The sequence below is a fragment of the Paenibacillus tyrphae genome (assembly GCF_027925525.1).
GTDB classification, from domain to species: Bacteria; Bacillota; Bacilli; order Paenibacillales; family NBRC-103111; genus Paenibacillus_G; species Paenibacillus_G tyrfis_B.
The window spans coordinates 1-23,329 of sequence record NZ_BSDJ01000041.1 but is presented as its reverse complement, the minus strand read 5'-3'; the positions used below and the strand labels follow the sequence as shown (position 1 = coordinate 23,329).

28 protein-coding genes, 1 pseudogene and 1 riboswitch are annotated in these 23,329 nt (G+C 52.8%); of the genes and pseudogenes, 3 read left to right on the top strand and 26 right to left on the bottom strand.

What is annotated here, in order from left to right; translation table 11 throughout:
* Window positions 1-82: 82 nt before the first annotated feature.
* The 16 genes and pseudogenes from QMG93_RS31430 to QMG93_RS31355 all read right to left on the bottom strand — a co-directional run bounded on the left by QMG93_RS31430 (window position 83) and on the right by QMG93_RS31355 (window position 13,677).
* Window positions 83-313, bottom strand: a complete 231-nt coding sequence (locus QMG93_RS31430) for an anti-sigma-F factor Fin family protein (protein ID WP_010501715.1) — start codon at window positions 311-313, stop codon at window positions 83-85.
* A 113-nt stretch (window positions 314-426) separates the two neighbouring features.
* Entirely contained in the window at window positions 427-987 is a 561-nt protein-coding gene (gene pth, locus QMG93_RS31425; protein WP_281943598.1) for an aminoacyl-tRNA hydrolase, read from the bottom strand.
* Window positions 988-1,146: 159 nt separating this feature from the next.
* A complete protein-coding gene (locus QMG93_RS31420; protein WP_281943596.1) occupies window positions 1,147-1,773 on the bottom strand; it encodes a 50S ribosomal protein L25 in 627 nt (208 codons plus the stop codon).
* Window positions 1,774-1,885: 112 nt separating this feature from the next.
* On the bottom strand, window positions 1,886-3,268 hold the full coding sequence (glmU, locus tag QMG93_RS31415) for a bifunctional UDP-N-acetylglucosamine diphosphorylase/glucosamine-1-phosphate N-acetyltransferase GlmU (protein WP_413789364.1): 1,383 nt from the start codon (window positions 3,266-3,268) through the stop codon (window positions 1,886-1,888).
* A 145-nt stretch (window positions 3,269-3,413) separates the two neighbouring features.
* Window positions 3,414-3,698, bottom strand: coding sequence for a septation regulator SpoVG (gene spoVG, locus QMG93_RS31410; protein WP_010501706.1), 285 nt, complete (start codon window positions 3,696-3,698; stop codon window positions 3,414-3,416).
* A 122-nt stretch (window positions 3,699-3,820) separates the two neighbouring features.
* Window positions 3,821-4,207, bottom strand: coding sequence for a RidA family protein (locus tag QMG93_RS31405; RefSeq protein ID WP_216798250.1), 387 nt, complete (start codon window positions 4,205-4,207; stop codon window positions 3,821-3,823).
* Window positions 4,208-4,216: 9 nt separating this feature from the next.
* Window positions 4,217-5,062: a pur operon repressor gene (purR, locus tag QMG93_RS31400; RefSeq protein WP_281943590.1), complete on the bottom strand. Its 846-nt coding sequence runs from the start codon at window positions 5,060-5,062 to the stop codon at window positions 4,217-4,219.
* Between the two features lie 134 nt (window positions 5,063-5,196).
* The gene (ispE, locus tag QMG93_RS31395; protein ID WP_036690525.1) at window positions 5,197-6,051 is read right to left on the bottom strand and encodes a 4-(cytidine 5'-diphospho)-2-C-methyl-D-erythritol kinase; all 855 of its coding nucleotides are present in this window, start codon (window positions 6,049-6,051) and stop codon (window positions 5,197-5,199) included.
* A 331-nt stretch (window positions 6,052-6,382) separates the two neighbouring features.
* A pseudogene (locus QMG93_RS31390) lies at window positions 6,383-6,556 on the bottom strand (small, acid-soluble spore protein, alpha/beta type); the annotation flags it as partial.
* Between the two features lie 160 nt (window positions 6,557-6,716).
* The gene (veg, locus tag QMG93_RS31385) at window positions 6,717-6,989 is read right to left on the bottom strand and encodes a biofilm formation stimulator Veg (protein WP_010501694.1); all 273 of its coding nucleotides are present in this window, start codon (window positions 6,987-6,989) and stop codon (window positions 6,717-6,719) included.
* A 206-nt stretch (window positions 6,990-7,195) separates the two neighbouring features.
* Entirely contained in the window at window positions 7,196-8,080 is an 885-nt protein-coding gene (gene yabG, locus QMG93_RS31380) for a sporulation peptidase YabG (RefSeq protein WP_281943588.1), read from the bottom strand.
* A gap of 81 nt (window positions 8,081-8,161) precedes the next feature.
* A complete protein-coding gene (rsmA, locus tag QMG93_RS31375) occupies window positions 8,162-9,082 on the bottom strand; it encodes a 16S rRNA (adenine(1518)-N(6)/adenine(1519)-N(6))-dimethyltransferase RsmA (protein ID WP_281943586.1) in 921 nt (306 codons plus the stop codon).
* Window positions 9,079-9,633 (bottom strand): ribonuclease M5, encoded by a 555-nt coding sequence (gene rnmV / locus QMG93_RS31370; protein WP_281943584.1) that lies wholly within the window; start codon window positions 9,631-9,633, stop codon window positions 9,079-9,081. Before rnmV ends, rsmA begins: the two co-directional genes overlap by 4 nt.
* A gap of 110 nt (window positions 9,634-9,743) precedes the next feature.
* Window positions 9,744-10,835: a 3D domain-containing protein gene (locus QMG93_RS31365; RefSeq protein WP_281943582.1), complete on the bottom strand. Its 1,092-nt coding sequence runs from the start codon at window positions 10,833-10,835 to the stop codon at window positions 9,744-9,746.
* 327 nt (window positions 10,836-11,162) lie between these two features.
* A riboswitch (cyclic di-AMP (ydaO/yuaA leader) is annotated at window positions 11,163-11,353 on the bottom strand.
* Between the two features lie 224 nt (window positions 11,354-11,577).
* On the bottom strand, window positions 11,578-12,345 hold the full coding sequence (locus QMG93_RS31360; protein ID WP_281943580.1) for a TatD family hydrolase: 768 nt from the start codon (window positions 12,343-12,345) through the stop codon (window positions 11,578-11,580).
* Between the two features lie 48 nt (window positions 12,346-12,393).
* Entirely contained in the window at window positions 12,394-13,677 is a 1,284-nt protein-coding gene (locus QMG93_RS31355; protein ID WP_281943578.1) for an HD domain-containing protein, read from the bottom strand.
* A gap of 384 nt (window positions 13,678-14,061) precedes the next feature.
* On the opposite strand from QMG93_RS31355, the gene QMG93_RS31350 reads away from it, so the two are divergent.
* Window positions 14,062-14,316, top strand: a complete 255-nt coding sequence (locus QMG93_RS31350; RefSeq protein WP_010501678.1) for an AbrB/MazE/SpoVT family DNA-binding domain-containing protein — start codon at window positions 14,062-14,064, stop codon at window positions 14,314-14,316.
* Between the two features lie 225 nt (window positions 14,317-14,541).
* Window positions 14,542-14,793: a hypothetical protein gene (locus QMG93_RS31345; protein ID WP_281943576.1), complete on the top strand. Its 252-nt coding sequence runs from the start codon at window positions 14,542-14,544 to the stop codon at window positions 14,791-14,793.
* 137 nt (window positions 14,794-14,930) lie between these two features.
* Here the strand turns inward: QMG93_RS31345 and rsmI are convergent, their stop codons facing one another.
* The 10 genes from rsmI to QMG93_RS31295 all read right to left on the bottom strand — a co-directional run bounded on the left by rsmI (window position 14,931) and on the right by QMG93_RS31295 (window position 22,375).
* Complete coding sequence (gene rsmI / locus QMG93_RS31340; RefSeq protein ID WP_281943573.1) at window positions 14,931-15,824, bottom strand: 16S rRNA (cytidine(1402)-2'-O)-methyltransferase; 894 nt, start codon at window positions 15,822-15,824, stop codon at window positions 14,931-14,933.
* 9 nt (window positions 15,825-15,833) lie between these two features.
* A complete protein-coding gene (locus tag QMG93_RS31335) occupies window positions 15,834-16,610 on the bottom strand; it encodes a tRNA1(Val) (adenine(37)-N6)-methyltransferase (RefSeq protein ID WP_281943571.1) in 777 nt (258 codons plus the stop codon).
* Window positions 16,611-16,699: 89 nt separating this feature from the next.
* Entirely contained in the window at window positions 16,700-17,056 is a 357-nt protein-coding gene (gene yabA / locus QMG93_RS31330; RefSeq protein WP_281943569.1) for a DNA replication initiation control protein YabA, read from the bottom strand.
* Window positions 17,057-17,097: 41 nt separating this feature from the next.
* Window positions 17,098-17,901 carry a stage 0 sporulation family protein gene (locus QMG93_RS31325; RefSeq protein WP_281943567.1) on the bottom strand — a complete coding sequence of 268 codons (804 nt, stop codon included), beginning with the start codon at window positions 17,899-17,901 and terminating at the stop codon, window positions 17,098-17,100.
* A 2-nt stretch (window positions 17,902-17,903) separates the two neighbouring features.
* A complete protein-coding gene (gene holB, locus QMG93_RS31320; RefSeq protein ID WP_281943565.1) occupies window positions 17,904-18,881 on the bottom strand; it encodes a DNA polymerase III subunit delta' in 978 nt (325 codons plus the stop codon).
* Between the two features lie 36 nt (window positions 18,882-18,917).
* A complete protein-coding gene (locus QMG93_RS31315) occupies window positions 18,918-19,364 on the bottom strand; it encodes a YaaR family protein (protein ID WP_025846801.1) in 447 nt (148 codons plus the stop codon).
* A gap of 17 nt (window positions 19,365-19,381) precedes the next feature.
* Window positions 19,382-19,711 (bottom strand): cyclic-di-AMP receptor, encoded by a 330-nt coding sequence (locus QMG93_RS31310; RefSeq protein WP_010501661.1) that lies wholly within the window; start codon window positions 19,709-19,711, stop codon window positions 19,382-19,384.
* 120 nt (window positions 19,712-19,831) lie between these two features.
* Entirely contained in the window at window positions 19,832-20,476 is a 645-nt protein-coding gene (tmk, locus tag QMG93_RS31305; RefSeq protein WP_281943562.1) for a dTMP kinase, read from the bottom strand.
* A 96-nt stretch (window positions 20,477-20,572) separates the two neighbouring features.
* On the bottom strand, window positions 20,573-22,069 hold the full coding sequence (locus QMG93_RS31300) for an aminotransferase class I/II-fold pyridoxal phosphate-dependent enzyme (RefSeq protein WP_281943560.1): 1,497 nt from the start codon (window positions 22,067-22,069) through the stop codon (window positions 20,573-20,575).
* 108 nt (window positions 22,070-22,177) lie between these two features.
* Window positions 22,178-22,375 (bottom strand): sigma factor G inhibitor Gin, encoded by a 198-nt coding sequence (locus QMG93_RS31295; RefSeq protein ID WP_281943558.1) that lies wholly within the window; start codon window positions 22,373-22,375, stop codon window positions 22,178-22,180.
* 201 nt (window positions 22,376-22,576) lie between these two features.
* Here QMG93_RS31295 and QMG93_RS31290 point away from each other — a divergent pair, with 201 nt between their 5' ends.
* On the top strand, window positions 22,577-23,107 hold the full coding sequence (locus QMG93_RS31290) for a hypothetical protein (RefSeq protein ID WP_281943556.1): 531 nt from the start codon (window positions 22,577-22,579) through the stop codon (window positions 23,105-23,107).
* Window positions 23,108-23,329 lie beyond the last annotated feature (222 nt).

Here is a 23,329-nt window from a genome sequence, read left to right as displayed (position 1 = left end):
CGCCCGCGCAGCGGCCTCTTATTCACCGGACTTTAGGCCGATCCTCAACCAAAAAGCCGGATAGCCGAAATGCGAACAACCCCTATTGCAGAGGATTCGCGAGGAGCGAGAGCTCCGGATTGGCATCCAGCGCTTCCTTGCAGTAATCGCAAACCACCTTGACGGTGACATCCCCATTCGGGTTATACGATATTATATCTCTCCGCTCCTCGGGGGTCAAGAAATGGAAACCGAGTTGAAACTCGCTCACTTCCCCCTGCCGGATTTCTCCGATTACGGTCTGACAATGACGACAAACATATTTCAGGGCCATTGGACTTCCTCCTCCGCTTGCCTTGCCAAGCGCCGTTTTTACTTATTATGGCCGGGATGGGAGGAGATTAGCCTCTAGGCTAACGCTTTTCTTGACGAAATGGATAATACGGCTCAGCCGTTGAATTTGGCCATCGTCTTCTCGAACGGATGCTCCAAGATATGCTCCATGGCCTCGACCGTCTTGTCGAGCAGCTCGGGCATCTGTTGAAACTCTTCTTTGCTGAACGGACTCAGCACGTAATCGGCGATGTCTCTGCCGGGCGCGGGCCGCGAAATGCCCATTCGAATGCGCTGAAACGACTGCGTGCCCAAGTGAGCGATGGCCGACTTGATCCCGTTATGTCCGCCTGCGCTTCCTTGATAGCGCAGCCGGATTTGCCCGTAGGGCGTATCCAGATCGTCGTACACGACGATAAGATCCTCGATGGCCGCTTTGTAAAAATCCATGAAGGCGCGCATCGACTCCCCCGATAAGTTCATGTACGTCTGCGGCTTCAGCAGATACACCTTCTGTCCCGCGACATGGCCTTCTCCCAGCAGTCCCTTGCATTTGCTTTGTGTGATTTTGATGCCGTGCTTATCGGCAAAACGGTCCAGCGCCATAAAACCGATATTATGCCGCGTCGCTTCGTACTGCCGTCCCGGATTGCCGAGACCCACAAACCATTTCAACCTGACCTGCCCCTTTCAACTCCATGGGGTGAAACGATACCCTAAACTTATCATAACCGAAAAAAACGTCCCGCGCCAATTTCGCGATAAGCGGCAGGTACAGCGTCCGCGGACATAAAGAAAAAGCGCGTCGATCCAAGCCGACACACTCTCTCTAATTTATGCTTCAGCCTTCTCCGCGGTCTCGGCGGCATTCCCCTCTTGGGCGGCCGGGGCTTCCGCTTCCGGCTCGGCTTCTTTCTGCGGCGTCAGGATCGTGGCGAGCACGTCGTGCACGTCCGTCTTCACCTCGACGCCCTCGGGTAGCTTGAGCTCGGATACGAGCATGCTTTGTCCGATTTCGAGCCCGCTGACATCGACTTCGACGGAGGCCGGGATCTGCTGCGGCAGACAGCGGATCTCGATTTCGTGGTGCTGGATCTGCAGAATCCCCCCGACCTTAACCCCTTCCGGGTCTCCGATATATTCCAGCCGAACCGTCGTCTGAACCGGCTCGTCCATATTGATCTGATGAAAATCGACATGCAGCAGCTGGCGGCTCAGCGCATCCCGCTGCACTTCGTTGATCATGACCGGCTGCTTGCCAAATTGCGGAACGTCCAAGTCGATAACCGCATGCGGATTCGTCTTCAGCAGCGCAAGCAGCTCCTTCTGGTCGATGGCGATCGGCGTCTGCGTCACTTTTTTTCCATAGACGACACCGGGGACTTTTCCCTCGGCCCGCAGCCGGTTGCGGTCGCTTTTCGTCCGGCCTGTCCGAGCTTCCGCTTTAAGCGATGTAGCCATAAGAAAACCTCCTTCAATTTGGGTGAAGCCCTAGCTTCTTACTACTTTACCCAATTGAAGGAGGTTCGAAACATCGCTGTATAGGATTTGCTACGGATTGCCCCGTTAAACCTTACTTCTTCGCCTTCTTCGCCGCAAATTTGGTGCGAAGCTTGTCGGCGTAACCGTGCTTGTTCACCTGACGCTCCCGGGCAATCGCCACGTCGCCGTCCCCTACTTCGTGCGTAATGGTAGAACCGGCCACGACATAAGCTCCTTTGCCGATTTTAACCGGAGCGATGAGGTTGACGTTGCTGCCGATAAACGCATCTTCCTCCACTTCGGTCAGCTGCTTGTTGAAGCCGTCATAGTTGACGGTAATCGCTCCGCAGCCGAAGTTGACGTTCCGGCCGATGACCGCATCGCCGACATAGCTTAAATGCGACACCTTCACGTCGTCCGCAAGCTTGGCATTTTTGATTTCGACGAAATCGCCGATTTTCACGTTCTGGCCAAGGTCCGCTCCCGGCCGCAAATAAGCATATGGTCCTACGGATGATCCGTCGCCGACGACCGCTTCCTGCAGCACGGAGTGCTTGACGGTGACGCCGCTGCCGATCGTACTATCCGTTATATCCGCTTGCGGTCCGATGACACAGTCTTCGCCGATCACCGTTTTCCCCCGAAGCACCGTTCCCGGCAGCACTATCGTATCCGCTCCGATCTGTACGTCCGCTTCAATATAGGCGCTTGCCGGATCGATCATCGTCACCCCGGCGAGCATATGACGGCGGTTAATCCGCTCGCGCATCGTTTGCTCAGCTACGGACAATTGCAGACGGTCATTCACGCCGAACGACTCTGCCTCGTCTTCCAGCACGTAGCCTTCGACAATCTGCCCCTGACCGACCAGAATGCCGATCACGTCCGTAATGTAGTATTCGTTCTGCGCATTGTCGTTTTTCACAAGCGCCAGCGCTTCAAACAGCTTCCGATTGTCGAAGCAGTAGGTGCCGACGTTCGTTTCCTTGACCAAGCGCTGCGCCTCGTTGCAGTCCTTCTGCTCCACGATCTGCGTCACGTACCCGCGCTCGTCCCGAATGATCCGCCCGTAGCCGGTCGGATCGTCCACAACCGCCGTCAGCAGCGTAGCCGCCGCGCCCTTCTCCCGGTGCAGCTTGATCATTCCTTCAAGGGTGCTGTCCGAAATCAGCGGCGTATCTCCGTAGATGACAATCGTCAAGCCGTCCTCCGCGGCCAACAGATCTTTGGCCTGAAGCACGGCGTGGCCTGTCCCAAGCTGCTGCTCCTGCAGCGCATACTCGACCCGGTCGCCCAAATACGCTTGAACGGCTTCCGCTCCGTGACCGACGACGACGACTGTGCGAGAAGCATGTATATTTTCCAATGCGGTGACCACATGATCGACCATTGGTTTACCGCATACCCTGTGCAATACTTTATATAATTTCGATTTCATTCGTTTCCCCTGACCTGCAGCCAGTACGATCCCCATGATGTTCAAGTTTCGTCCATCCCCTTTGATCCAATGTATTGTTTTCTTTTTATGATACGGTTTCTGTCCGTGAAACGCCAGTCCCAATATATCCTGCCTCGCTATAAAAGAAAAGAGAGCCTTTCGGCCCTCTTCATAGATCGTATTAAGCTCCTTCTTCGATGACTTCCTCTTCCGTTGCGGCACGCTCATATTCCGCTAACACGGCCGCTTGAATTTTCTCGCGGGTTGAAGAGGAAATCGGGTGAGCGATATCTCTGAATTCTCCGTCCGGGGTCCGCTTGCTAGGCATGGCCACGAACATGCCGTTGTTACCGTCAATCACACGAATGTCATGGACTACAAATTCGTTATCGATGGTAATGGAAGCAATGGCTTTCATTCTGCCCTCGGAGTTCACCCTGCGAAGTCTGACGTCTGTAATTTGCACTTCTGATTCACCACCTTTTTCCATCTTGGAGACATGAACTATAAATTCCACATTTTAGGGCAAATTCCTGCTAAATCTCTAAAGTTTTTGAGCAATTTTATAAATACTTTATAAATTTGAAATTATTCGACACTTAACGCCGCAATAAGCTCGATTTCGACAAAAACGTCCTTCGGCAGTCGTGCAACTTCGACAGTTGAACGCGCCGGTTTGTGGTCTCCGAAGTAGGTTGCATAGATTTCATTGACCTCGGCGAACTGATTCATGTCTTTGATGAACACCGTAGCCTTGATCACGCTCTCGAATGTTGCCCCCGCTTCCTCCAATACCGCTTTCAAATTGCGGAAAACTTGGTGCGTCTGCTCGGCAATGCCGCCTTCGACGATTTGGCCTTCGGGATTGAGCGGAATTTGACCTGAGGTAAATAACAGATTGCCAAATTTGATTGCTTGTGAATAAGGACCGATAGCGGCAGGCGCCCGGTCCGTAGAGATACGTTCTAATGTCATATGCTTTTGTCACTCCTCAATTAGATTAGAAACCTCTTCATGAAAATAATTGCCCGGCTCGGCCGTAATCTGCCGTGTCTTCGGATCGACGGCGGACAGCTTGGCAAGCGAGACGTAATCTTCGACCAAATGCTCCTCAACTTCGCCCGACTCGACGAATACGCCGACGCCTTTGACCGTGGCTTTAAATTCCTGCAGCAAGTCCATCATGCCGTGAATCGTTCCGCCCACCCGCATGAAATCGTCGATGATCAGCACCTTGGCTTCTTCCTTGAGCGCCCGTCTGGACAAAGACATCGTCTGGATGCGTTTGTTCGAGCCGGATACGTAGTTGATGCTGACGGCGGAACCTTCCGTCACTTTATTGTCGCGGCGCACGATGACGACCGGCAGGTTCAAATATGTAGCCGTGGCGTAGGCCAGCGGGATGCCTTTCGTTTCCACCGTCATGACCACATCGATATCGTTCCCTGAAAAGGCGGAAGCGAACATTTTGCCGACTTCATTCAAAATCATCGGCTGCCCCATAATATCGGACATGTACAAATACCCGCCTGGCAGGATGCGTTCGGGCTGCTCCAACTGGCGGCACAACTGTGTGATGAATTGCAATGAATGCGATTTCGATACTTTCGGTATGAACTTGACGCCGCCGGCTGCTCCAGCGAGCGTCAGAAGCTCCCCAAGGCCTTCCTCTTCAAACACTTCTTTAATGATGGCCAAATCTTCGCTGATGGACGATTTGGCGGAATTGTATCGGTCTGCGAATGTCGTCAAAGGAATCAGCGTATGGGGGCGGATCAGCAAGTATTGGGTCATCTCGACCAATCTTGCGCTTCTTTTTAGTTTTTTCATGAGCGTTCCCCCTACACGTCGGATAAATAGCTATAAATCCGAATAATATATTGTGAATATACCATTTTTATACGTATTTATTCAAGCTGTCCATGCAAAAGATGATGACACAAACGTGACATTCTTTGGCTTCTTTACGTAAGCAGCCGGACAGCGAATACATCCTTGCAAAATCCCCGCAGCCCGTTGTAAATGCGCGGAATTTTCGTTTCCTTGGACACGAGGCCAAACACCGTTGGACCGCTGCCTGACATCAGCACGCCCTCGGCGCCTAACTTGATCATAACTTCCTTCAGCTGACGCACTTCGGGATACAAATCCAACGTCACTTCCTCCAGCACGTTGCCAAGCTCTCCGCACAGCAGATCGAACCGCTTCTCCCGAATCGCCCGAAGAACGCCTTCCGTCGACGGATGCTTGCGGATTCCGGCAGCGTTCAGCTTGCCGTATATTTCCGAGGTGGACACATTGATCGGAGGCTTGGCCAAAATGACCCAACACTGAGGCGGCGATTCGATCGGCTCCAGCTTCTCTCCGCGACCGCGCGCAATGGCCGTCCCTCCCGTCACGCAAAAGGGCACGTCCGAGCCGAGCTCGGCTCCAAGCTTCTGCAGCTCGTCCGTTCCGATCCCGAGCCTCCACAGCCGGTTCAAGCCGCGCAGCGTCGCTGCGGCATCGCTGCTTCCTCCGGCCAGGCCCGCGGCGACGGGAATCTTTTTGTCCAAATGAATATATACGCCCTGCTTCACGTCGTACCGGTCTTTAATGAGCCGGGCAGCCTGAAAGGCAAGGTTCTTCTCGTCGAGCGGGATATACCCGGCTTGGCTGGAGATAATGATCGTATCGCGGGGCAGCTCCTGCATCTCGATACGGTCTGCCAGATCGACCATGGTCATCACCATTTCGACCTCATGGTAACCGTCTTCACGCTTATGTAAAACATCCAGCGACAAATTGATTTTTGCCGGCGCTTTCTCAAACACTTTCATGTCGACACCTTCTTTGCACCTGTCTGTCATCCCGTTAATCGAAGGCATGATGCCGTTCATCCTAATACTATACCAAAAACGCTACAAAAAAAAGCTAAAGCTCCATAACGGGCGCTCTAGCTTAAGGATTCTCCGGAAATGAACGTCCACCCTACGGCGCAAAGGAAGTGTAGCCCGTTTGAACCGGATTTGGGACAATCGTATAAGCAGGCGGCAGCCCGGTGTAAGACGGTTGTCCGGCGTAAGGTTGACCGTAAGGCGCATAGGCTTGAGAAACAACCGGCGCCGGCTGGAAGCTGACCGGTTGACGTACCGGCGCAGCCGCCGACTGCTGGTTCGCCAAAGCCTGCTCGGCGATTTGGATCGCGCGCTTGACCATGTTTCCCGCATCCTTCGTACGAATGCCGCCCCATCCTTCCTGCTGAACCGTCTCATAGAAGCCCAAATCTTTAGCCAGCTCGTATTTGAATGTTTCCGACATGACGCCCCGACTCCTGCGTCCCATATCGCGTCCCCCCTCATAACTATGATGGTATCCGTACAATCTATTATGCGCCTGACGCAGCAGAATCATACGGTCCGCAGTCTTTTCCAAGGAGAAGGGGGAATCCTGGGCGTCCATTAAAAAAACGGCTGACCGTAAGAACCGGCCAACCGTTATGTACTTATTGATGTATCGTAATCCGTACTTCACCGTCATCGCCATGCACAGTAACTTCGACGGATTCTGTCAGGATATCTGCGTAGCTGTAAGAAACGCGCTTGAATGCATGCTGTTCCTGATCCAGCTTGACAATAAAAACGGAAGGGTAGGTTTCCTCCAATACACCGGATCGTTCGATTGTCTTACGGCGACCACCATTCGCTTTTAACATAATCTTCTGTCCGACATGAGGTTCCAAACTACGTTTGATCTCCAACAGCGCATTTTTTGCCATTGACCACTACCACCTCTTTCCTTAACGATTATAACGCAACGACAGTAGTATGTCAATTTAAGCCGAATATTATATCAGCCATACAAACCTGTTGTCAACGGAATTTTTCCTTAATGTGCTGCGGTATTCCAAAAAGTTGAGAATACTCCGTTCACAGTATTGTTAAAATTTGGCCGCGAGGCAAAATAAAAAGCACCTTTCGGCGCTTATTTATGAATCGCATATTCAATTCGGGGGACGCCCCGGCGATAGCTCCCGCGGGACTCGATACCGCCCAGCCCTTCCAATCCGCTATGTGTCAGCCCGATGACATCGACGATATTCACCGTATCTTTAATCGGGGTAAAAGCTACCTTGGCCGCGATGCACAAGGGATCGAGCGCGTGAATCAACACGCGGGCCGGCGAACTGGCATAATTGGCTCCGGCCTGCATCAGCGCCTCAAAATGCGACTGGCACGCCCCTGCGACGATCGTCAGGACATCGCGGTTTTTTTCGAACTGACGGGCCACACGAACGGCATTGACGAAATTATGCGAGTTTTTGTAGCTGGTGAGCTGGGTAATATCTCCGTAGGTTCGTCCGCGCTGCTTCAGAAGGCCGTCGTGACCCGTAATCACGACGATATCCGGCTGCAGTTGGGGCAGCAGGCGGTACAGCGCATCGGCCATATTCGCCTCCGCTACATAGTAGCCGTCCGCCGGAACGCGGAGCTCATTATAGAGAACCATGCATTTGCGCAAATAGTTCGGGTCGCCGTCCAAATGCAGTACTTTGCCAGGCAGTTCAAAATAAGCCGGGCGCGGCTTGGGAGAGTCCGCAGGCTCCGTGCTTTGCCAGCCGTCCGATTGCGCCTGCGGAGCTGCTCCGGCTCCCGATCGTCTCATTGCTTCCAGCCATTTGGGACGCATCGCCCCCATCTTTTCAAGGGGATCGATCTGCGGGGCCATCTGCAAATCCCGGATTGGGGCATCCGCCAGCAAGCGAAGTTCCACCCCGCGTAATATGGCCTGCTGCTGCCGGAATTCATGAATTTTGAATATAACGTCACCGCCATACGACTTCCGAGTGACCAGGTCTCCCTGCTTCATGGCTGCATCGCCTCCTCGACTATCGTATGGCGGATATGGGCAAATGGTGCACGGACAACGGCCCGCTACCGTCCGGGCCGGCTATCCGTTCCCCTTCAACGCGGCGGCCAAATGTCGGCTCAACACACTATATTCCTCAATCGACAGCGTTTCCCCGCGGCGCGACGGTTCGATGCCGGCATTTCGGAGAATTCCCTCCAGCTGTCCTTTCGTCTCTTTCGTAAAATACCTGGAGGCCAGGTTATTATAAATCGTCTTGCGGCGCTGCACGAAGCTGGCTTGAACGACATCGAAGAAAAAGCTTTCGTCCTCCACTTCCACCGGCGGCCGCTCGCGTACCTTCAGCTTAATTACGGCGGAGTCGACGTTCGGCTGCGGGATAAACACGGTATGAGGCACAATGGTGACGACTTCCGGCTCGCAATAATACTGTACGGCGATGCTCAAGCTCCCGTAATCTTTCCCTCCGGGCTTCGCCGCCATCCGGTCGGCTACCTCCTTCTGGATCATCACGACGATATGCTCCAGCGGAAGCTTTTCTTCCAGCAGCTTCATCACGATGGGAGTCGTTACGTAATAAGGCAGGTTTGCCACGACGCTGACCTTCGAGACGCCGCGAAAATGAGCCTCGAACAGCTCGCGAAGATCGGTCTTCAGTACATCTCCGTGGACAACGGAAACGTGGGGATAAGGCTCAAGCGTCTCTTCCAGCATCGGCAGAAGCCGCTGGTCAATTTCGACTGCTACGACCCGTCCGGCCGTCTTGGCCAACTGTTGGGTGAGTGCGCCGATCCCCGGTCCGATTTCCAAGGCCCCTTTGCCTGAGTCAAGCTCCGCGGCGGAGACGATTTTCGTTAAAATGTTTTGATCGATCAAAAAGTTTTGCCCCAGGCTTTTTTTGAGCGTGAAGCCGTACTTCTGCATTAGCTCTTTGGTCCGCTTCGGCGAAGCGATATCCTCGGCAGCTTGTCCGGATCGTTGTCCGCGATGTTCTGTGGTCATGAGCTCGCACCCTCTTCTTCATCCAAATGCCGCCGGGCCGCCTCGAACTCTTCGCGCGAAATTTGAAACATCCGGCAGCGGTTATAGAACTGTTTGCCGTTGCAGTACCCGATCCCAAGCCGTTTCCCCATTTCGAGCCGTCTGGAAGCCGCTTCCGGATGGACGATGAGCCCTGCTTCGATCAGGTCTTCCCAAGCGATGGCGGATTCGCCCATCATCCCATCTGTCCGCACGTTCGCCAGCGCCTCGCGAATCGCTTCGACGGACGCGTTCTCGACGCCGATATCTCCGCGGCTCGTTGCGGCTTCTTGCGTCAGGAAGGCATGCTTGCAGCCCGGTACCTCTTTGGCGATGATTTTACGGATACGCTCGCCTGCATGGTCTGGGTCCGTGAATACGATGACGCCGCGCCGCTCTTGGGCAAGCCGAATCCGCTTCAATACGTCTTTGTTAATGGCGGAGCCGCCTGTTTCGATCGTTTCCGCCTCCACCGCCCGCTTAATGGCGACGGTATCGTCTTTTCCTTCCACAACGATGATTTCCTTAATCATGTTCTCTTCGCCGTACCTTCTTTCGTAAACAAGAGAAAAAGAAGAGGGCCATCGCCGTACCTCTTCTTTTTCCGTTCTATATATGATGAGTCTGCCCTAATTGCGCATCCTTAATCGACCGACGGTTTTTTCGGCCCGATGACATACACCGTGTAGCCCTTCTTCGAACCGAAACGATTGGCGTAATCGCTGCTGTCGAAATAAACGTCGATCACATTCCCTTTCACCGCGCTGCCGGTGTCTTCCGCCCGGCGGAAGCCGATTCCTTCGATATATACCCACCAGCCCATCGGGATTACTTTGGGGTCTACGGCAATTGTGCGACCTTCCATTACTTTCGTGCCTGAAGAAGTTACCCCGTACTGCGGATGCTCGCTGCTCTTTCCTGTCGAGTCGGCATCGGCCGAGTACGCTGTAAGCTTCACATTGTTAATCACTTGCTTGTATGCGAACTTAACCCCGTTTTTGGTCAATTCATCCACGTTCGGCGAAGAAGCGGATAAAATAGTGACCGGATTTTTCGTTCCGACGGCTACGATTTTCTTAATGCTTTGCGCTTGCACCTGTTGATCGACGACATTCTCGGCGACGAGTGCCCCGTCCTCAAACAGCTTTTCCTTTTTCTTGAGCAAAACTCCCTCTTGCCCTTCTTGAACAACCTGTTCCTTGCCTTTGAGCAGCTGCGGCTCGTTTTTCTTCACCGTCTCGAACGGGATTGGTTCTTTTACTTCTTCGGTTTCTTTCTTTACGCGAACCACTTTGATCGGCGCGTTGTCCGCGACTTCCGTCGTCAATTCGGGGGTTACCTTATCAAGCTCGCCGAGCGGGATTTTCAAATCCGCCAGCGCGGTCTCCACCGTTTTCCCTGTCGTATAAACGGTCTTCGTCTCTCCATCTGCTGTCAACTGCACCGGCTTTGCCTTGTCGATCGTAATGCGATCTCCAGACTTTACCGAAGCTTGAAGGGAATGCGACACCCGGTCGTATTCTCCTACAGCAATGCCTTGCTCATCCAGTATGCGTTGTAGAACCCCTTGCCGAGTCTGGAACGTACGTTCCTGTCCGTCTACAACGACTGATACGCGCTTGGTAGCCGTACCGTGATACATCAGTAAGAACATGAAAGTCATAGCGAATGAAATGAGGGCAATAATCGATATCATACGCAAGTTTTCATGCTTCCATCGCAATGCGAAGGACATGCTGGATGATCGTCTTACATGGGGTTGCTCATGGTTCACAGCGCCCACTTGTTCGGTCCTCCTTAAAGCCCCGCCATCCGAGTGTTATGCATGATTTAATCTGACGCGACTATGGTAAAATGGTTTGATTGCCATTCCAACAATTTTATCTGCTGCCATCAGAACTTACTTGCCTGCGGCGGCCACCTCCTTCAATCTGTGTTGGTTAAACCGGCTCCGGTTAATATCCCAAATGAACGGGAGAACACAAAAAAAGTCAGCGGAGAAGAGGAACCTTCCCGTGACTTTTTCATTTTGGCCAAAATGAAATAAAAGCTCACGACAATCGTTACCTCTCTCTGAACGCTTACGAGGTTAGCTGACGGATTCGGACTTGAGAGTCGCCCTACCCCAGTGCATGTTTCCCATGCACAATGAGGATTCACCCCTAAAAAAACACCACAGCGGTCAAAGCTGCGCCTTAACTGCCGCGATGCGGTTCCCCCGTTTCCCTTTCGGAAACTCAGCGATGTTGGATTTTGGTAATCGTTATGAAGTTATTATTGAGTTTACGATGGGAGGACCAAAGTTGTAAAGTATACAAACTTCGAAAAAAAGGATGGTTTTGGTTCGATTCCAGCCAATTGAAGCGAATTCGATCTCAAAAACCATCTTTCTCTTCGCAAGTCGTATGTTTTTATATATTTTTCTTCAATTATCTCGATTCGGAAGAAAATCCGCTCGTTCGAATCTGTGTATTTATTCACGTTAAGCCAAAAAGCCGGGTGGCATTGGCTGTGGTGATTTCACACAATTCTTCCAGAGATATCCTTTTAAGTTCGGCAGCCGTCTCGGCGACAAGGCGCACATACGAGGACTCGTTTCGCTTGCCCCGATACGGGTGAGGAGCCAAATAAGGCGCATCCGTTTCGATCAATAAACGATCGAGCGGCACCTTCTCAAGCACTTCCTTCGGCTGCTTCGCATTCTTGAACGTGACGGGACCGCCGAACGAAATATAGAAGTTCATATCGAGGCACATCTTTGCCGTCTCCCAGCTACCGGAGTAGCAGTGCATGACCCCTCCGACCTCCGCCGCTTTCTCTTCGCGAAGCGTCTGCACGACGTCATGATGCGCATCGCGGTTATGGATGACGATCGGCAGGCCGACCTTTCTCGCAAGCTGAATTTGCTGACGAAATACGCGGTCCTGCACGTCTTTGGGAGACGTATCCCAGTAATAGTCCAGGCCGATTTCCCCAATGGCGACAACTTTCTCGTGTCCGCACAGCGATTCGATCCATTCGAGATCCTCCGGCGTCATGTCCTTTGCATCGGTCGGATGCCAGCCTACGGTCGAATAAATAAAATCGTACTGTTCCGCCAAAGCGATGGAGCTCGGGATCGTCTCCCGGTTAAAACCGACATTAATGATTCGACTGATTCCGCTTGCGCGTGCGCGCTCGATGACCTCCTGTCGATCTTCATCGAACTGCGGCGCATTCAAGTGGGCGTGTGTATCGGTTATCATCTTTTTCTCCTTATAATATGGTCTGGTTGTAAGAGCAGGTGATGACAGTTAAAGATCGAGCAGTTTTCGAAGATTTTTATCCAATTTGTCGGCATGGTTCAAAAGCAGCTCCCGTGGGTAATACAGATGGTATTTTCCCATATGAATGCCACTGATGGAACGGACAATTTCCGATTTCCGCGATATTTCCGTCAGGGTATCCCGCGAGTCAAGAAGCAGAATTGGCAGCTTCTCATCCTGTTCGCCGGGCCTGTACACATCATACGATAGATCGGAAGGAAAATCGATGTCCAGGTAGTAGTCCGGATCAATGCCGAAGCTGCGCATTTGGTCCCGGAGCCCCTCGATCTGCCGGGCATCGATTTTCTCGAGCGTCACATATTTCAACAGCCGACGCTGCAGGAACCGGGTACATAGGTCGGAAAGCACCGGGTCCTCTTCGAAGGACCATTGCATCAGCACTGTCTGCATGAACGCCTCGTCCATTAAAAAATGGTCGTGTACCGTCATTTTTTGCCGGAACAGGTTCGGCAGCGGATGTAATAAGAAGCGGAAGGCAAAGCCTTCCTCATGAAGGTGCTTCGCTCTTTGAAAAATGTTGTGAAGCAATACTTCGGCGCTGCGGGTCACGGGATGAAAGTAGACCTGCCAATACATTTGGTACCGGGACATCAAGTAATCCTCTACCGCATGCATGCCGCTTTCCTTTACAACAATATGACCCTGATACGGGCGCATGACGCGCAGGATGCGTTCCAAATCGAATGTGCCGTAATTCACGCCGGTGAAATAGGCATCCCGCAGCAGGTAGTCCATCCGATCGGCATCGAGCTGGCTCGATACGAGGCTGACGACGATTTCCTGATTGTACGTTTTAGCGATCACGCCAGCCACCTGCTGTGGAAACGTAGGCGATACGCGGCGCAGTACCTGGTTCACTTCCGTGTCTCCGAGAACGATGCGGCATGACCATTCCTCGTGGTGCGTCCCGAACGTTTTCTCGATCGAATGAGAGAACGGGCCGTGCCCGACATCGTGCAGCAGCGAAGCACACAGGCACAGAAGCCGCTCCTCCCGAGGCCAGTCCTCGTACTTGTTGCGCTCGAACTGCGAGATGATTTTGCGTGTCACCTCGTAGACGCCGAGCGAATGGGAGAATCGGCTGTGCTCCGCGCCGTGAAACGTCAGGAAGCAGGTGCCGAGCTGGCGAATTCGTCTGAGGCGTTGAAATTCCTTGGTGTTGATCAGGTCCCAGATCGTTTGGTCTTGGACGTAGATGTATTTGTGCACGGGATCCTTAAATACTTTCTCTTCTTGAAGGGGAGTGGTCATGTAACATCCTCCTATCGGTTCCGGCTATTTATTCGACAATACTCTCGTAAAATGAAGATAAAATTTGTCGAAATATGTCGAATTCGGACTTCCATTATTGTGTTTTCTTTTTTTATATATGCTTCAATGATCTGGTGACAGACCCTTTCTTAGTGCGATGTGTATTATAAAAAACAACGATTTTCTCGCTTTTGAACGTTTGTTTTTACTCAATTTTGCATAACCCACCTCGTATACCATAAAATAACAAGGAAAACTCATATTTTTTGGTTGACTATTTTGGGAATGGTTGGTATCATATGTGTAAAGAAATGTCGAAACATGACGATTAATCTTTTGAAACACTATACTTCATTATGTACTTCTTAGAGAGGGGAATTTTTTATGATGAAATCCACCGGTATTGTTAGAAAAGTAGATGAATTGGGTCGGGTCGTTATTCCGATCGAATTGCGCCGTACTTTAGGCATTGGCGAAAAAGACGCTTTGGAAATTTACGTTGATGGCGAGCGCATCATGTTGAAGAAATATGAGCCAGCCTGTATCTTCTGCGGCAATGCTGAGAACGTTTCCTACTTCAAAGGAAAAATTGTTTGCCACGAATGCTTATCTGAAATGCCAATACCTGTGACAAAATAAAAAAAATAGGTTATAATAGAGATAGCACAATTTACTTTGGTAATTCTAACCTTTTTCATATCTCCTCTATATCCCTGATTCGTGGTTGTCCGAATCGGGGATTTTTTTTGTTCGGAGGCATCCATCCCCCTAAATCCCCCTTCCTAAGGGGGACCCCAGGGGCCGCGCCCCTGGACCCCGCAGGCGCTTCGACGCAGCTTGGGTGCGAGGAGCGCGTCTGTCTTCATGCGAACCCTGCGGGTCCGGCATGAAGACACGCTCTACGGCAGCGCTCTTACGAAGCGGTGCATGCGCACACGTCGGCGCTTGATTCTTCTTACCTGCTATGGGCCGCATCGAGGCAAGCCTCGACAGCTTTTGTTCGAGCAAAGCCGGGGCGCACTCGACAGCTCGTGCGTCAGGGAGCTCGCTGCGCAGCATCGCAAAATACATATAACAACGTTCGCCGTTCATTATAACGTGCCCATGACACCTTAAGTGCTCTTAGGGCGCCTACGTTTCCTTCTCATCGATTCACGCAACACATATAAGTCATATTACCCGATTGGGCCATAGGCCTAACATCTTGTCTCTTCTATTATATAGGAGGCGCGGTCGTTGTAAACTATTTCCTACTAGCTTCCTTGGTGAAGCAGGTTATATAGCTCCCGCTTCGGGACACCGCGATCTTGGGCTGCGCGGCGCAAAGCCTCCTTATGGTCGAGGCCGTCGGCCTCGTAGCGGGCAACATGCTCCGCAGGGGATAAAGCGGCCCACCACAGGGCTTCGCCGGATGCCTCGGCTTCTTCCGGGCTGACGCCGCGGAGGATGAGCACATACTCGCCTTGAGGCGGATGCTCGTTCAGATGGTCCAAGCATTCGCGGATCGTGCCGCGGACCGCTTCCTCGTATTTCTTGGTCAGCTCGCGGACCAAGCAGATTTCCCGGGTCTCGCCGATGGTTTCGACCATAGCCGTTAGCGTCTTAACCAAGCGGTGCGGGGACTCGTAACAGATGACCGTGCCGGGCTCCCGCTTCAGAGCGGCAAGCTCCCGCTCCAGGGGCTTTTTGTCGCGCGGCAGGAAGCCGACGAAGGTGAACCGCTCGGTCGGCAGCCCCGACATGATCAGCCCGGATAGCGCGGCATTCGCTCCGGGGATAGGGATGACCGGGATATCCGCTTCGATGGCGAGGCGGACCAGATCCGCGCCTGGATCGCAGATCGCAGGCAGCCCGGCGTCGCTGACAAGCGCGATGGAGTCGCCTTCCTGCATAAGCCGGATCAGCTCCGGACCGCTGGCTAGCTTGTTGTGCTCGTGGTAACTGACGAGCCGGGTCGAAATGTCGAAATGCGTGAGCAGCTTGCGCGTTTGCCGGGTATCCTCGGCGGCAATCCACTGCACTTCACCCAGCACCCGAACAGCACGGTAGGTCATGTCCTCCAGATTGCCGATCGGAGTGCCTACCAGATAAAGGCTGCCTTGACGGCGGCTTTCGTTGGCGTAGCTTTTTTGAACGTTCACGGACATCGATTCCTTCTATAATGAAGTATTGGACGGATCGGCGAGCGCAGCGCGGCGGCCGTAATAGACCTCCATCAGCTCATCCGTATACTCCGTCTCATTCTTATAAACAATGAGCGGCGGAAGCATGCGAACCTCCGGTTTTCCGTCGCGAAGCGCTTCGATGAGCACCATATTTGCTTCAGCATCGGCCCGGGGATGAACGAACCGGATGCGTTTCGGCTCCAGCCGGTACTGCCGCATCGTGCAGCAAATATCGACCAAGCGGCTCGGCCGGTGCACCATGGCAACTTTCCCGCCGCTGCGCACCAGGCGGCTGCTCACCCGGACCACATCGTCCAGCGTGCAAAACAGCTCGTGACGGGCGGCAGCTACGTGCTCATTCACGTTCTGATCCCCATTCGGAACCGGTAAATACGGAGGATTGACCGTCACCAAATCGAAGGCGCCGTTCCCCAGCTCGGCAGGCGATTGACGCAAATCGCCGTGCTGAATGGCGATTCGTTCCTCCAGCCCGTTCAGCTGCACGTTCCGCTGGGCCATATCCGCCAATCTGACTTGAATTTCTACACCCGTAATGTGCGCTTTCGTCCGGGTGGTCAACAGCAGCGGAATGACGCCGTTGCCGGAGCACAGATCGACGATGCGCCCTCTCGGCGGCACCGAGCAAAAGCGCGCAATCAGCACCGCATCCATCGAAAAGCTGAATACTTCGTCGCTCTGAATAATTTTTAAATCGTGCGTAAGCAAATCGTCGATTCGCTCCCGCTCATAGATCGGGACTCGTTCCAAGCGTATTCCTCTTTCTGCCGTTATTATGTACCATAGCTAAACTCTTCAAAAAAAACCGTAGAAGAGTCATTCTCCTCTACGGCGCATCGTTATTTATTCAAAAATGACATGCAGAACAAGCAGTCGCCTTCCGTACGCAAATGTCCATAATAGACATTGCAAATGTGAAAGCCTTCGTGATAGATGCGTGCCAAATTGTCGTAGCCTTCACCGGTCGTTTCTTTCATCGAAACAGGGACGCTCGCGCCGGCTGCTTGAAGCACAGGCAGCAGCGGTTCGGCATCTTTCTTCAGCAGCTTGCGCAGCTGCTGATTCTCGATGCCCAGCCGCTTATTCTCCTCGAGCAGCTCGATAATCTGCCGCTTGATATCGCCCAGCTCGGCATATAGCGTGCCCATCTGTTCTTCCATTTGATCGATTTGTACGAATATATCCCTTTTATCCACGCTTTTCTCTCACCTCAAGCTGCAGAAGCAGCGACTGGCTTTTAATGCTGCTCCACTACATCATCCAAAGGAAGATCCATCACTTTTTTGATATCGAAAATTTGCACCTTCGCCGTACGCTCCCCGACATTCAGCGACACCACGCGTCCGTTGCCAAACGACGTAATGACCTCGCTGCCTACACGGGGAAGATCGTCCTTGGCGCTTTCGTAATTATCATGCTCATATTTGAGGCAGCACATTAATCGTCCGCACAATCCGGAAATTTTCGTCGGATTGAGCGACAGATTCTGGTCCTTCGCCATCTTGATCGAAACCGGCTCGAAATCCCCCAAAAAGGAAGAGCAGCACAGGATACGTCCGCAAGGCCCGATGCCCCCAAGCATCTTGGCTTCGTCCCGTACACCGATTTGGCGAAGCTCGATCCGCGTCCGGAAAATGCTGGCCAGATCCTTGACCAATTCCCGGAAATCGACCCGGCCTTCGGCCGTAAAATAAAAGATGATTTTGTTCCGGTCAAATGTATACTCAACGTCAACCAGCTTCATGCGCAGCTGGTGATCCTTAATCTTATCCTGACAAATAGCAAACGCATTTTTGGCCGCTTGCTTGTTATCCTCAACAAGCTGTGCATCCTGCTGGTCCGCAATGCGGATAACCTTCTTCAGCGGAAGCACAACATCCGATTCGCCTACCGTTCTTCGGCCAATCACTACCCGGCCGTACTCGACTCCGCGCGCCGTTTCAACAATGACCGCACTGTCTTGATCAATCGGCAGATCGCTCGGATCGAAGTAATACACTTTGCCCGCCTTCTTGAAGCGGACACCTACCACGGAGAACAATCTTACACCCCCTTGAGCCGCATTAATATATGTTCCAGCGCGAGCTGGGGATTGGCATGGGACCGCAATCGTTTCTGCGTCTCCACCGCCTGCTCAAGGCAGGCGATCCAGTGCTCCATCGAATAAGACAACGCTTGCTGCGACATCCAGTCCAGTTGATCCGTGTAGACCAATTCTTCGCGGCTGCCGAGCTTGAGCTGCACCATATCCTTGAGCCACAAAATCAGCATATCCATGAAGCGCGGCAATTGTTCGGAAAACTCGCCCTTTGCCAGCTTCTGCTGAGCGGTCAGCATCGCGGACGGCAATCGGGACAAACTTTCCCTAGCTAATTGTATCACCAAATTTCGGAGTTCTGCAAACCCATTTCCTTGAATCAACTCGCGCGCCGCCTCCGGTCCTGCGGCCAAATTTACCGCCGCTTGAACGAGCACGGGCGGATGTCCTTCCTGCAGAAGGAGCTCCTTCATGCCGCTTCGTCCCATTGGTAAAAAAGGAATCCACTGGGAGCGGGACCGAATCGTCGGCAGCAGGGCTTGTCCGTTATCCGTAATTAGAACAGCCACGACCTGCGAGGTCGGCTCCTCCAAAAATTTCAGCAGACTGTTTGCCGCCTGAACGGTCAGCTTATCGGCATCCTCCAATATATACATTTTAATGTTAGAGGCCGAGGCGCGATAAGCAAACTGCTTTTGCAGCTCGCGAATCTGGTCGATTTTGATGGAGGCGCCGTCCGGTACGATCCAATGCAGATCAGGATGGTTTCCATGCTCTACCTTGCGGCAATCCAGACATTCCCCGCAGGCATCGTCCGGCAGCACCTTGCAATAGATAGCTTGGGCGAACGCCCGGGCCATTGCTCTCCGTCCGGTCCCGGGCGCCCCCGTAAATATATACGCGTGCGAAACTTTGTCGGTCCGAAGGCTGTTTTGCAGCATTCGTTTGACTCGCTCCTGCCCTGTAATCGATTGAAAAGACATGACGGTCTGCATTTCCTTTCCAGATCGGCTGCTTCGCTAAAAAAATAAATTAATGAGCATTCCGCGAATTTCGCCGATTTTTTGCAGCAGCTCGATGCGTCCCTGTTCGCTTTCCACCAGCTCGTCCGCCAGGCCGAGCAGCTCGGCATCGATTTCCTCCAGCAGCTTGTACCGCTTCGTCCGGCCTCTGCGGTCCCACCCCCGCGTATCGCGAAGCTGGACTCCCCGCCGTGCCGTCTCCTCCAGAAACTGCTTTACGAGCAGCTTATATTGCCGGAGCTCGCGTACGGTCATCGACTTGGCCAGCCGTTGACCTTGCAGGTCAATTTGCTGCAGGATGCGCTGAAGCTGCTCCCGGGTTGCTCTTTCTTCATGCTGCTGCATCGTATCGGAGAACGACATTTTTTGTAGCTGCTGGGATGACGTATTTTCGCTGCGGACGACTTCATTGCCGAAAGGGCGCCAACCCGGGTTGATTTTCACTCGGCTCGACCTCGTTTCTAGAAATGTTCGAACCGCTCGACCGGAAGCACGAATACCGCCGCCCCGCCAACCTGAACTTCGACAGGGAAAGGAATATACGAATCCGTCGTTCCCCCCATCGGGGATACCGGGGTGACCATTTGCTCTCTGATTTTGCAGTTCGCTTTAATGACTTGCAGCGCTTCGTTGACACGCTCATCTTCCGTACCGATCATAAATGTCGTATTTCCGGCGCGTAGGAATCCTCCCGTGCTCGCCAGCTTGGTTGCGCGAAAGCCCTCTTTGATCAGTGCGTTCGACAAACGGTTGCTGTCCTTATCCTGCACAACGGCGATAACCAACTTCATGCATCCAGCCTCCTTTGCCAAAGGAATGTTATCCGTCTTCCTACCTTAATAATTAGACAAACGGTTGAAAAATTCCTTCATTTATATATAAACATGTGTAGAAGGAATATATCTATTATATCATACTCGCTTGGGGAGCTTTTGGTTCAGCATTTGCCCAATATCTTCGAGCACCTTGTCCAGCTCCCGCTCCGCATCCACCCGTACGACACGTTCCGGAAATTGGCGGAGTACTTGCAAGTAACCTTCTCGCACTTTGTTGTGAAACGTCATCGACTCCAGATCCAGGCGGTTCACTTCCCGCCCCTGATCGGCGCGAATCCGGGCCAGCCCGATCTCCGGACGAACGTCCATGAATACCGTCAAATCCGGCATCCAATCGCCGATCGCAAACCGGTTAATGGCAAACACCTCGTCCATGCCAAGCTCGCGCGCATACCCTTGGTACGCCAAGCTGCTGTCAATAAAACGATCGCATACGACGACCTTGCCGGCTTCCAGCGCAGGAATGACTTTCTCCGCCAAATGCTGCCGTCTCGCGGCCGCATACAATAACGCTTCCGTACGCGGGTCCATCGCCGTATTGTTCCGGTCGAGAACGACCGAGCGAATCTGCTCGGCAATCGGAATGCCCCCGGGCTCCCGCGTGGATAGCACATCGTACCCCCGCGACTTGACTTGCTCTAGGATAGCATCGATCGCAGACGTTTTGCCTGCGCCCTCTCCGCCCTCTACCGTTATAAAAAAGCCACGTTTCACATGCATGTCTCCTGTCCTGTAGTGACTCGGATAGCGGTTGCAATCCGTTTCTCCGCTCTATAGCGAGCTTCTTCTCTTGATGCCGTGCGAACAGACCGCCACCTATTCAAAACTATTCGTGAATGCGTCTGGTTCCAGTACCGGGACGGTGCCGCTGGCGGTCACATCATGCCCGTGAAAACGCGACCCTAAGGCAGCCAGTCGCGTTAAATGCGCTGCCGTCCGTTCGGTAATCCGCTCTCCCGGATAAAGGACCGGAATGCCCGGAGGATATGGCACGATCATCTCGGCAGCGATGCGGCCTGCGCATTCGGCTACGGGGACCGTTACCTTCGTCTCCGTCCCCTCGTGGATCGCTTCCCAATCGAACGTTACCGGCTCGGATATCCGCTGCGCCGAGGCTTCGGTCTCCCATGATCCCGGCTTCGTCTCGCTTCCTTCGTCCCGCGTTTCTTCATCTATCCGCTCCAGCGTTGCAATAAGCCGCTGCGCCGCTTCTTCGGTGCTCGCCAAACTGAACGCAAGCAGAACATGCGTCGGGTCTGCCAGCTCCGGAAAGCAGCCTTGCTGCTCCAAACGCTCTTTTATCGCAAAACCGTCGAGACGGCCTGACACGTCGTACAGCGCCACCTTAAAAGGGTCCTGAAGACAACCGATCTGAAGCATGCGTTCCGTCAGTTCTCTTGCATGCCACCGGCTATGTCCGTTTAGATAGGCTGTCACTCTCCGAGCAGTCGATAGGCCTCGTTCGATCCACTCCCCGCCGTCTTTCTGCAGCATCCGCCGGCTGAGGTCAAGGCTGGCCATAATCGGATAAGAAGGACTCGAGCTCTGCACCATGGCGAGCGCCTTTCGGACAGCACTGCGGTGAATACGGGGGCCCTGCACGTGCAGCATCGCGCCCATCGTCATGGCCGTTAACATTTTGTGGGTGGACTGCACGACCGCATCCGCCCCACAGCTTAAGGCCGAGGCAGGCACATCGGGATGAAAGCCAAAATGAGCCCCGTGCGCCTCATCCACCAGCAGCACCTTCCCCTGGTCATGCAGAAGGCCGGATAATGCCCTCAAATCGCTTGTAATGCCGTAATAGCTCGGATTAGTTACAAGCAGCCCCTTGGCCTCAGGATAGCGATTCAGCGCCTGCTCGACATCCTCTGCAGCCACTCCCATGCTCAATCCGCTCTCCGGGTCCCACAGCGGGGAGATAAAGACCGCCTGCGCACCCGCAAGCATCAGTCCGTGAATGACCGACTTATGTGCATCCCGCTGCACCAGCAGCAAATCGCCGCGGCGGCAGGCTGCCAAGATCATCGCCAAATTTCCCGCCGTACTCCCGTTCACCAGAAAAAAAGTTTCATCCGCCCCAAAGCACACCGCAGCCAGGGTCTGGGCTTCTTTAATCGCTTCTTCCGGATGGTGAAGATCATCCAGCCCGGCGATCTCCGTCCTATCGAGTAATAAGATTTGCCGGAAGTCTGACTCCGCTTCGGCATACCCTTGCGCTTCCGACTTATGACCGGGCACATGGAAGCTGAGCGCACCCGATTCCCGATGGGCCGCCAATGCTTCGTACAGCGGCGCTCTATGCTGTGACACCTTGTTTCCTCATTTCAAAAACAATTTTAGCAGTATTGTACCAAACAAAAAAGCCCGCTTCCATCCCTGTCCGAGATAAAACGGAGCTTGCTTTCTTTTGCTTGCCGTTCAAGCATTCTTTTTATATAAAATTTGCTTCATCTGGTGTATGAAAAATGGGTACTTGGCGTCGTTGACTTCCGTATGGACCATTTCATTCTCGCAATCCTCGCATATGAATTCGGATATGATTTGGATGCCGTTTTCTTTCGTTTGCCCGCAAATAATGCAGGATGGCGTGAAATCGTGCTGCAGCTCTTCGCTCATGTTCGATTCACCTCTACTCTTCTTTTCTAGCAGTATGCCCAATTCTCTTAAAACTCAAACCTTTCCGCGATATTTTTGTTGAAAATCCATGTTAGCCCGTGACAAACTCAACATTTTCCTGTACCCTACCGATATATGTAGTGAATTTTCATTTTGTTCATCAAGTGAGGATTGGGGCTTATTATGCCAAGAGACCGAACGTTGTCTAAAGAATCGACCATCTATACATACCGACTGCTTAAACGGGTACATTACAAGCCGATTTTCTTTCAAGTCTATTGGATTTTGAGCGTTTGCGTTTTTATCGGGGCCGCTATTGCTGTTTCTTTTTGGTCGGTGCCGGCCGGGTTAATCGGTGTGCCGGTCGGAGTGATCGGTATTCCACTTGTCCAAACGCTTCTGCTGCGCCTCCTGCTCCGAACGAAGGAGAAGTATTCTCTGCAAGCTTGGAGTTGGTCCTATCATTTGCCTTGGTTCGGTTATGCGCCGGGCACGGACACGTATATCGCCATGACCAAAGTACGCCGACTCCATTTCCATGTGCTGTGGATCGTCTTGGTCTTGTTGGGCTGCCTCTATCCGTGGCTTTCGCCATCGCTCCTCGGCTTTCTGGTATTCATTCATCTCTGGCTTCTACTTCCGCGCCTGATCATCATTTTCCTTCTTCGCAAGCACAGTTCATCCGGCTATTTAAAAATAAACGAAAATGACTCGTCCTGCTATGCACAGTAGGGCGAGTTTTTTTGCATAATCCCGCATAAACACGAAAGACCCTTGCATCTCCAAAGTTGGATTGCAAGGGTCTGATTATTCCCTGAAAACTGGATCGAAACAAAGCGCGTTCCGATATATCTTTTCTCGCTCCGTTGACTTCGTCAAAAGTCGCTCCTAAAAGATATATCTTCTCTGGTAATCAAACCTTAGTCGCTTCCGAAGAATTCTCCGGAAGACTTA

What these genes read in the sequence shown, in the direction of transcription:
- ispE (WP_036690525.1), bottom strand. Translation starts at nt 6,051, where the DNA reads ATGAAAGTGTTTGAGAAAGCGCCGGCAAAAATCAATTTGTCGCTGGAT.
- veg (WP_010501694.1), bottom strand. Translation starts at nt 6,989, where the DNA reads ATGGCAAAAAATGCGCTGTTGGAGATCAAACGTAGTTTGGAACCTCAT.
- QMG93_RS31405 (WP_216798250.1), bottom strand. Translation starts at nt 4,207, where the DNA reads ATGACATTAGAACGTATCTCTACGGACCGGGCGCCTGCCGCTATCGGT.
- rsmA (WP_281943586.1), bottom strand. Translation starts at nt 9,082, where the DNA reads ATGACCACAGAACATCGCGGACAACGATCCGGACAAGCTGCCGAGGAT.
- QMG93_RS31360 (WP_281943580.1), bottom strand. Translation starts at nt 12,345, where the DNA reads ATGATAACCGATACACACGCCCACTTGAATGCGCCGCAGTTCGATGAA.
- QMG93_RS31310 (WP_010501661.1), bottom strand. Translation starts at nt 19,711, where the DNA reads ATGAAGTTGGTTATCGCCGTTGTGCAGGATAAGGACAGCAACCGTTTG.
- QMG93_RS31345 (WP_281943576.1), top strand. Translation starts at nt 14,542, where the DNA reads ATGCGAACCCTGCGGGTCCGGCATGAAGACACGCTCTACGGCAGCGCT.
- holB (WP_281943565.1), bottom strand. Translation starts at nt 18,881, where the DNA reads ATGTCTTTTCAATCGATTACAGGGCAGGAGCGAGTCAAACGAATGCTG.
- tmk (WP_281943562.1), bottom strand. Translation starts at nt 20,476, where the DNA reads ATGCATGTGAAACGTGGCTTTTTTATAACGGTAGAGGGCGGAGAGGGC.
- purR (WP_281943590.1), bottom strand. Translation starts at nt 5,062, where the DNA reads ATGAAAAAACTAAAAAGAAGCGCAAGATTGGTCGAGATGACCCAATAC.
- yabG (WP_281943588.1), bottom strand. Translation starts at nt 8,080, where the DNA reads ATGAAGCAGGGAGACCTGGTCACTCGGAAGTCGTATGGCGGTGACGTT.
- QMG93_RS31420 (WP_281943596.1), bottom strand. Translation starts at nt 1,773, where the DNA reads ATGGCTACATCGCTTAAAGCGGAAGCTCGGACAGGCCGGACGAAAAGC.
- rnmV (WP_281943584.1), bottom strand. Translation starts at nt 9,633, where the DNA reads ATGATTAAGGAAATCATCGTTGTGGAAGGAAAAGACGATACCGTCGCC.
- QMG93_RS31430 (WP_010501715.1), bottom strand. Translation starts at nt 313, where the DNA reads ATGGCCCTGAAATATGTTTGTCGTCATTGTCAGACCGTAATCGGAGAA.
- QMG93_RS31350 (WP_010501678.1), top strand. Translation starts at nt 14,062, where the DNA reads ATGATGAAATCCACCGGTATTGTTAGAAAAGTAGATGAATTGGGTCGG.
- glmU (WP_413789364.1), bottom strand. Translation starts at nt 3,268, where the DNA reads ATGGGGATCGTACTGGCTGCAGGTCAGGGGAAACGAATGAAATCGAAA.
- rsmI (WP_281943573.1), bottom strand. Translation starts at nt 15,824, where the DNA reads ATGTCCGTGAACGTTCAAAAAAGCTACGCCAACGAAAGCCGCCGTCAA.
- QMG93_RS31355 (WP_281943578.1), bottom strand. Translation starts at nt 13,677, where the DNA reads ATGACCACTCCCCTTCAAGAAGAGAAAGTATTTAAGGATCCCGTGCAC.
- QMG93_RS31365 (WP_281943582.1), bottom strand. Translation starts at nt 10,835, where the DNA reads ATGTCCTTCGCATTGCGATGGAAGCATGAAAACTTGCGTATGATATCG.
- QMG93_RS31295 (WP_281943558.1), bottom strand. Translation starts at nt 22,375, where the DNA reads ATGAGCGAAGAGCTGCAGCACGATTTCACGCCATCCTGCATTATTTGC.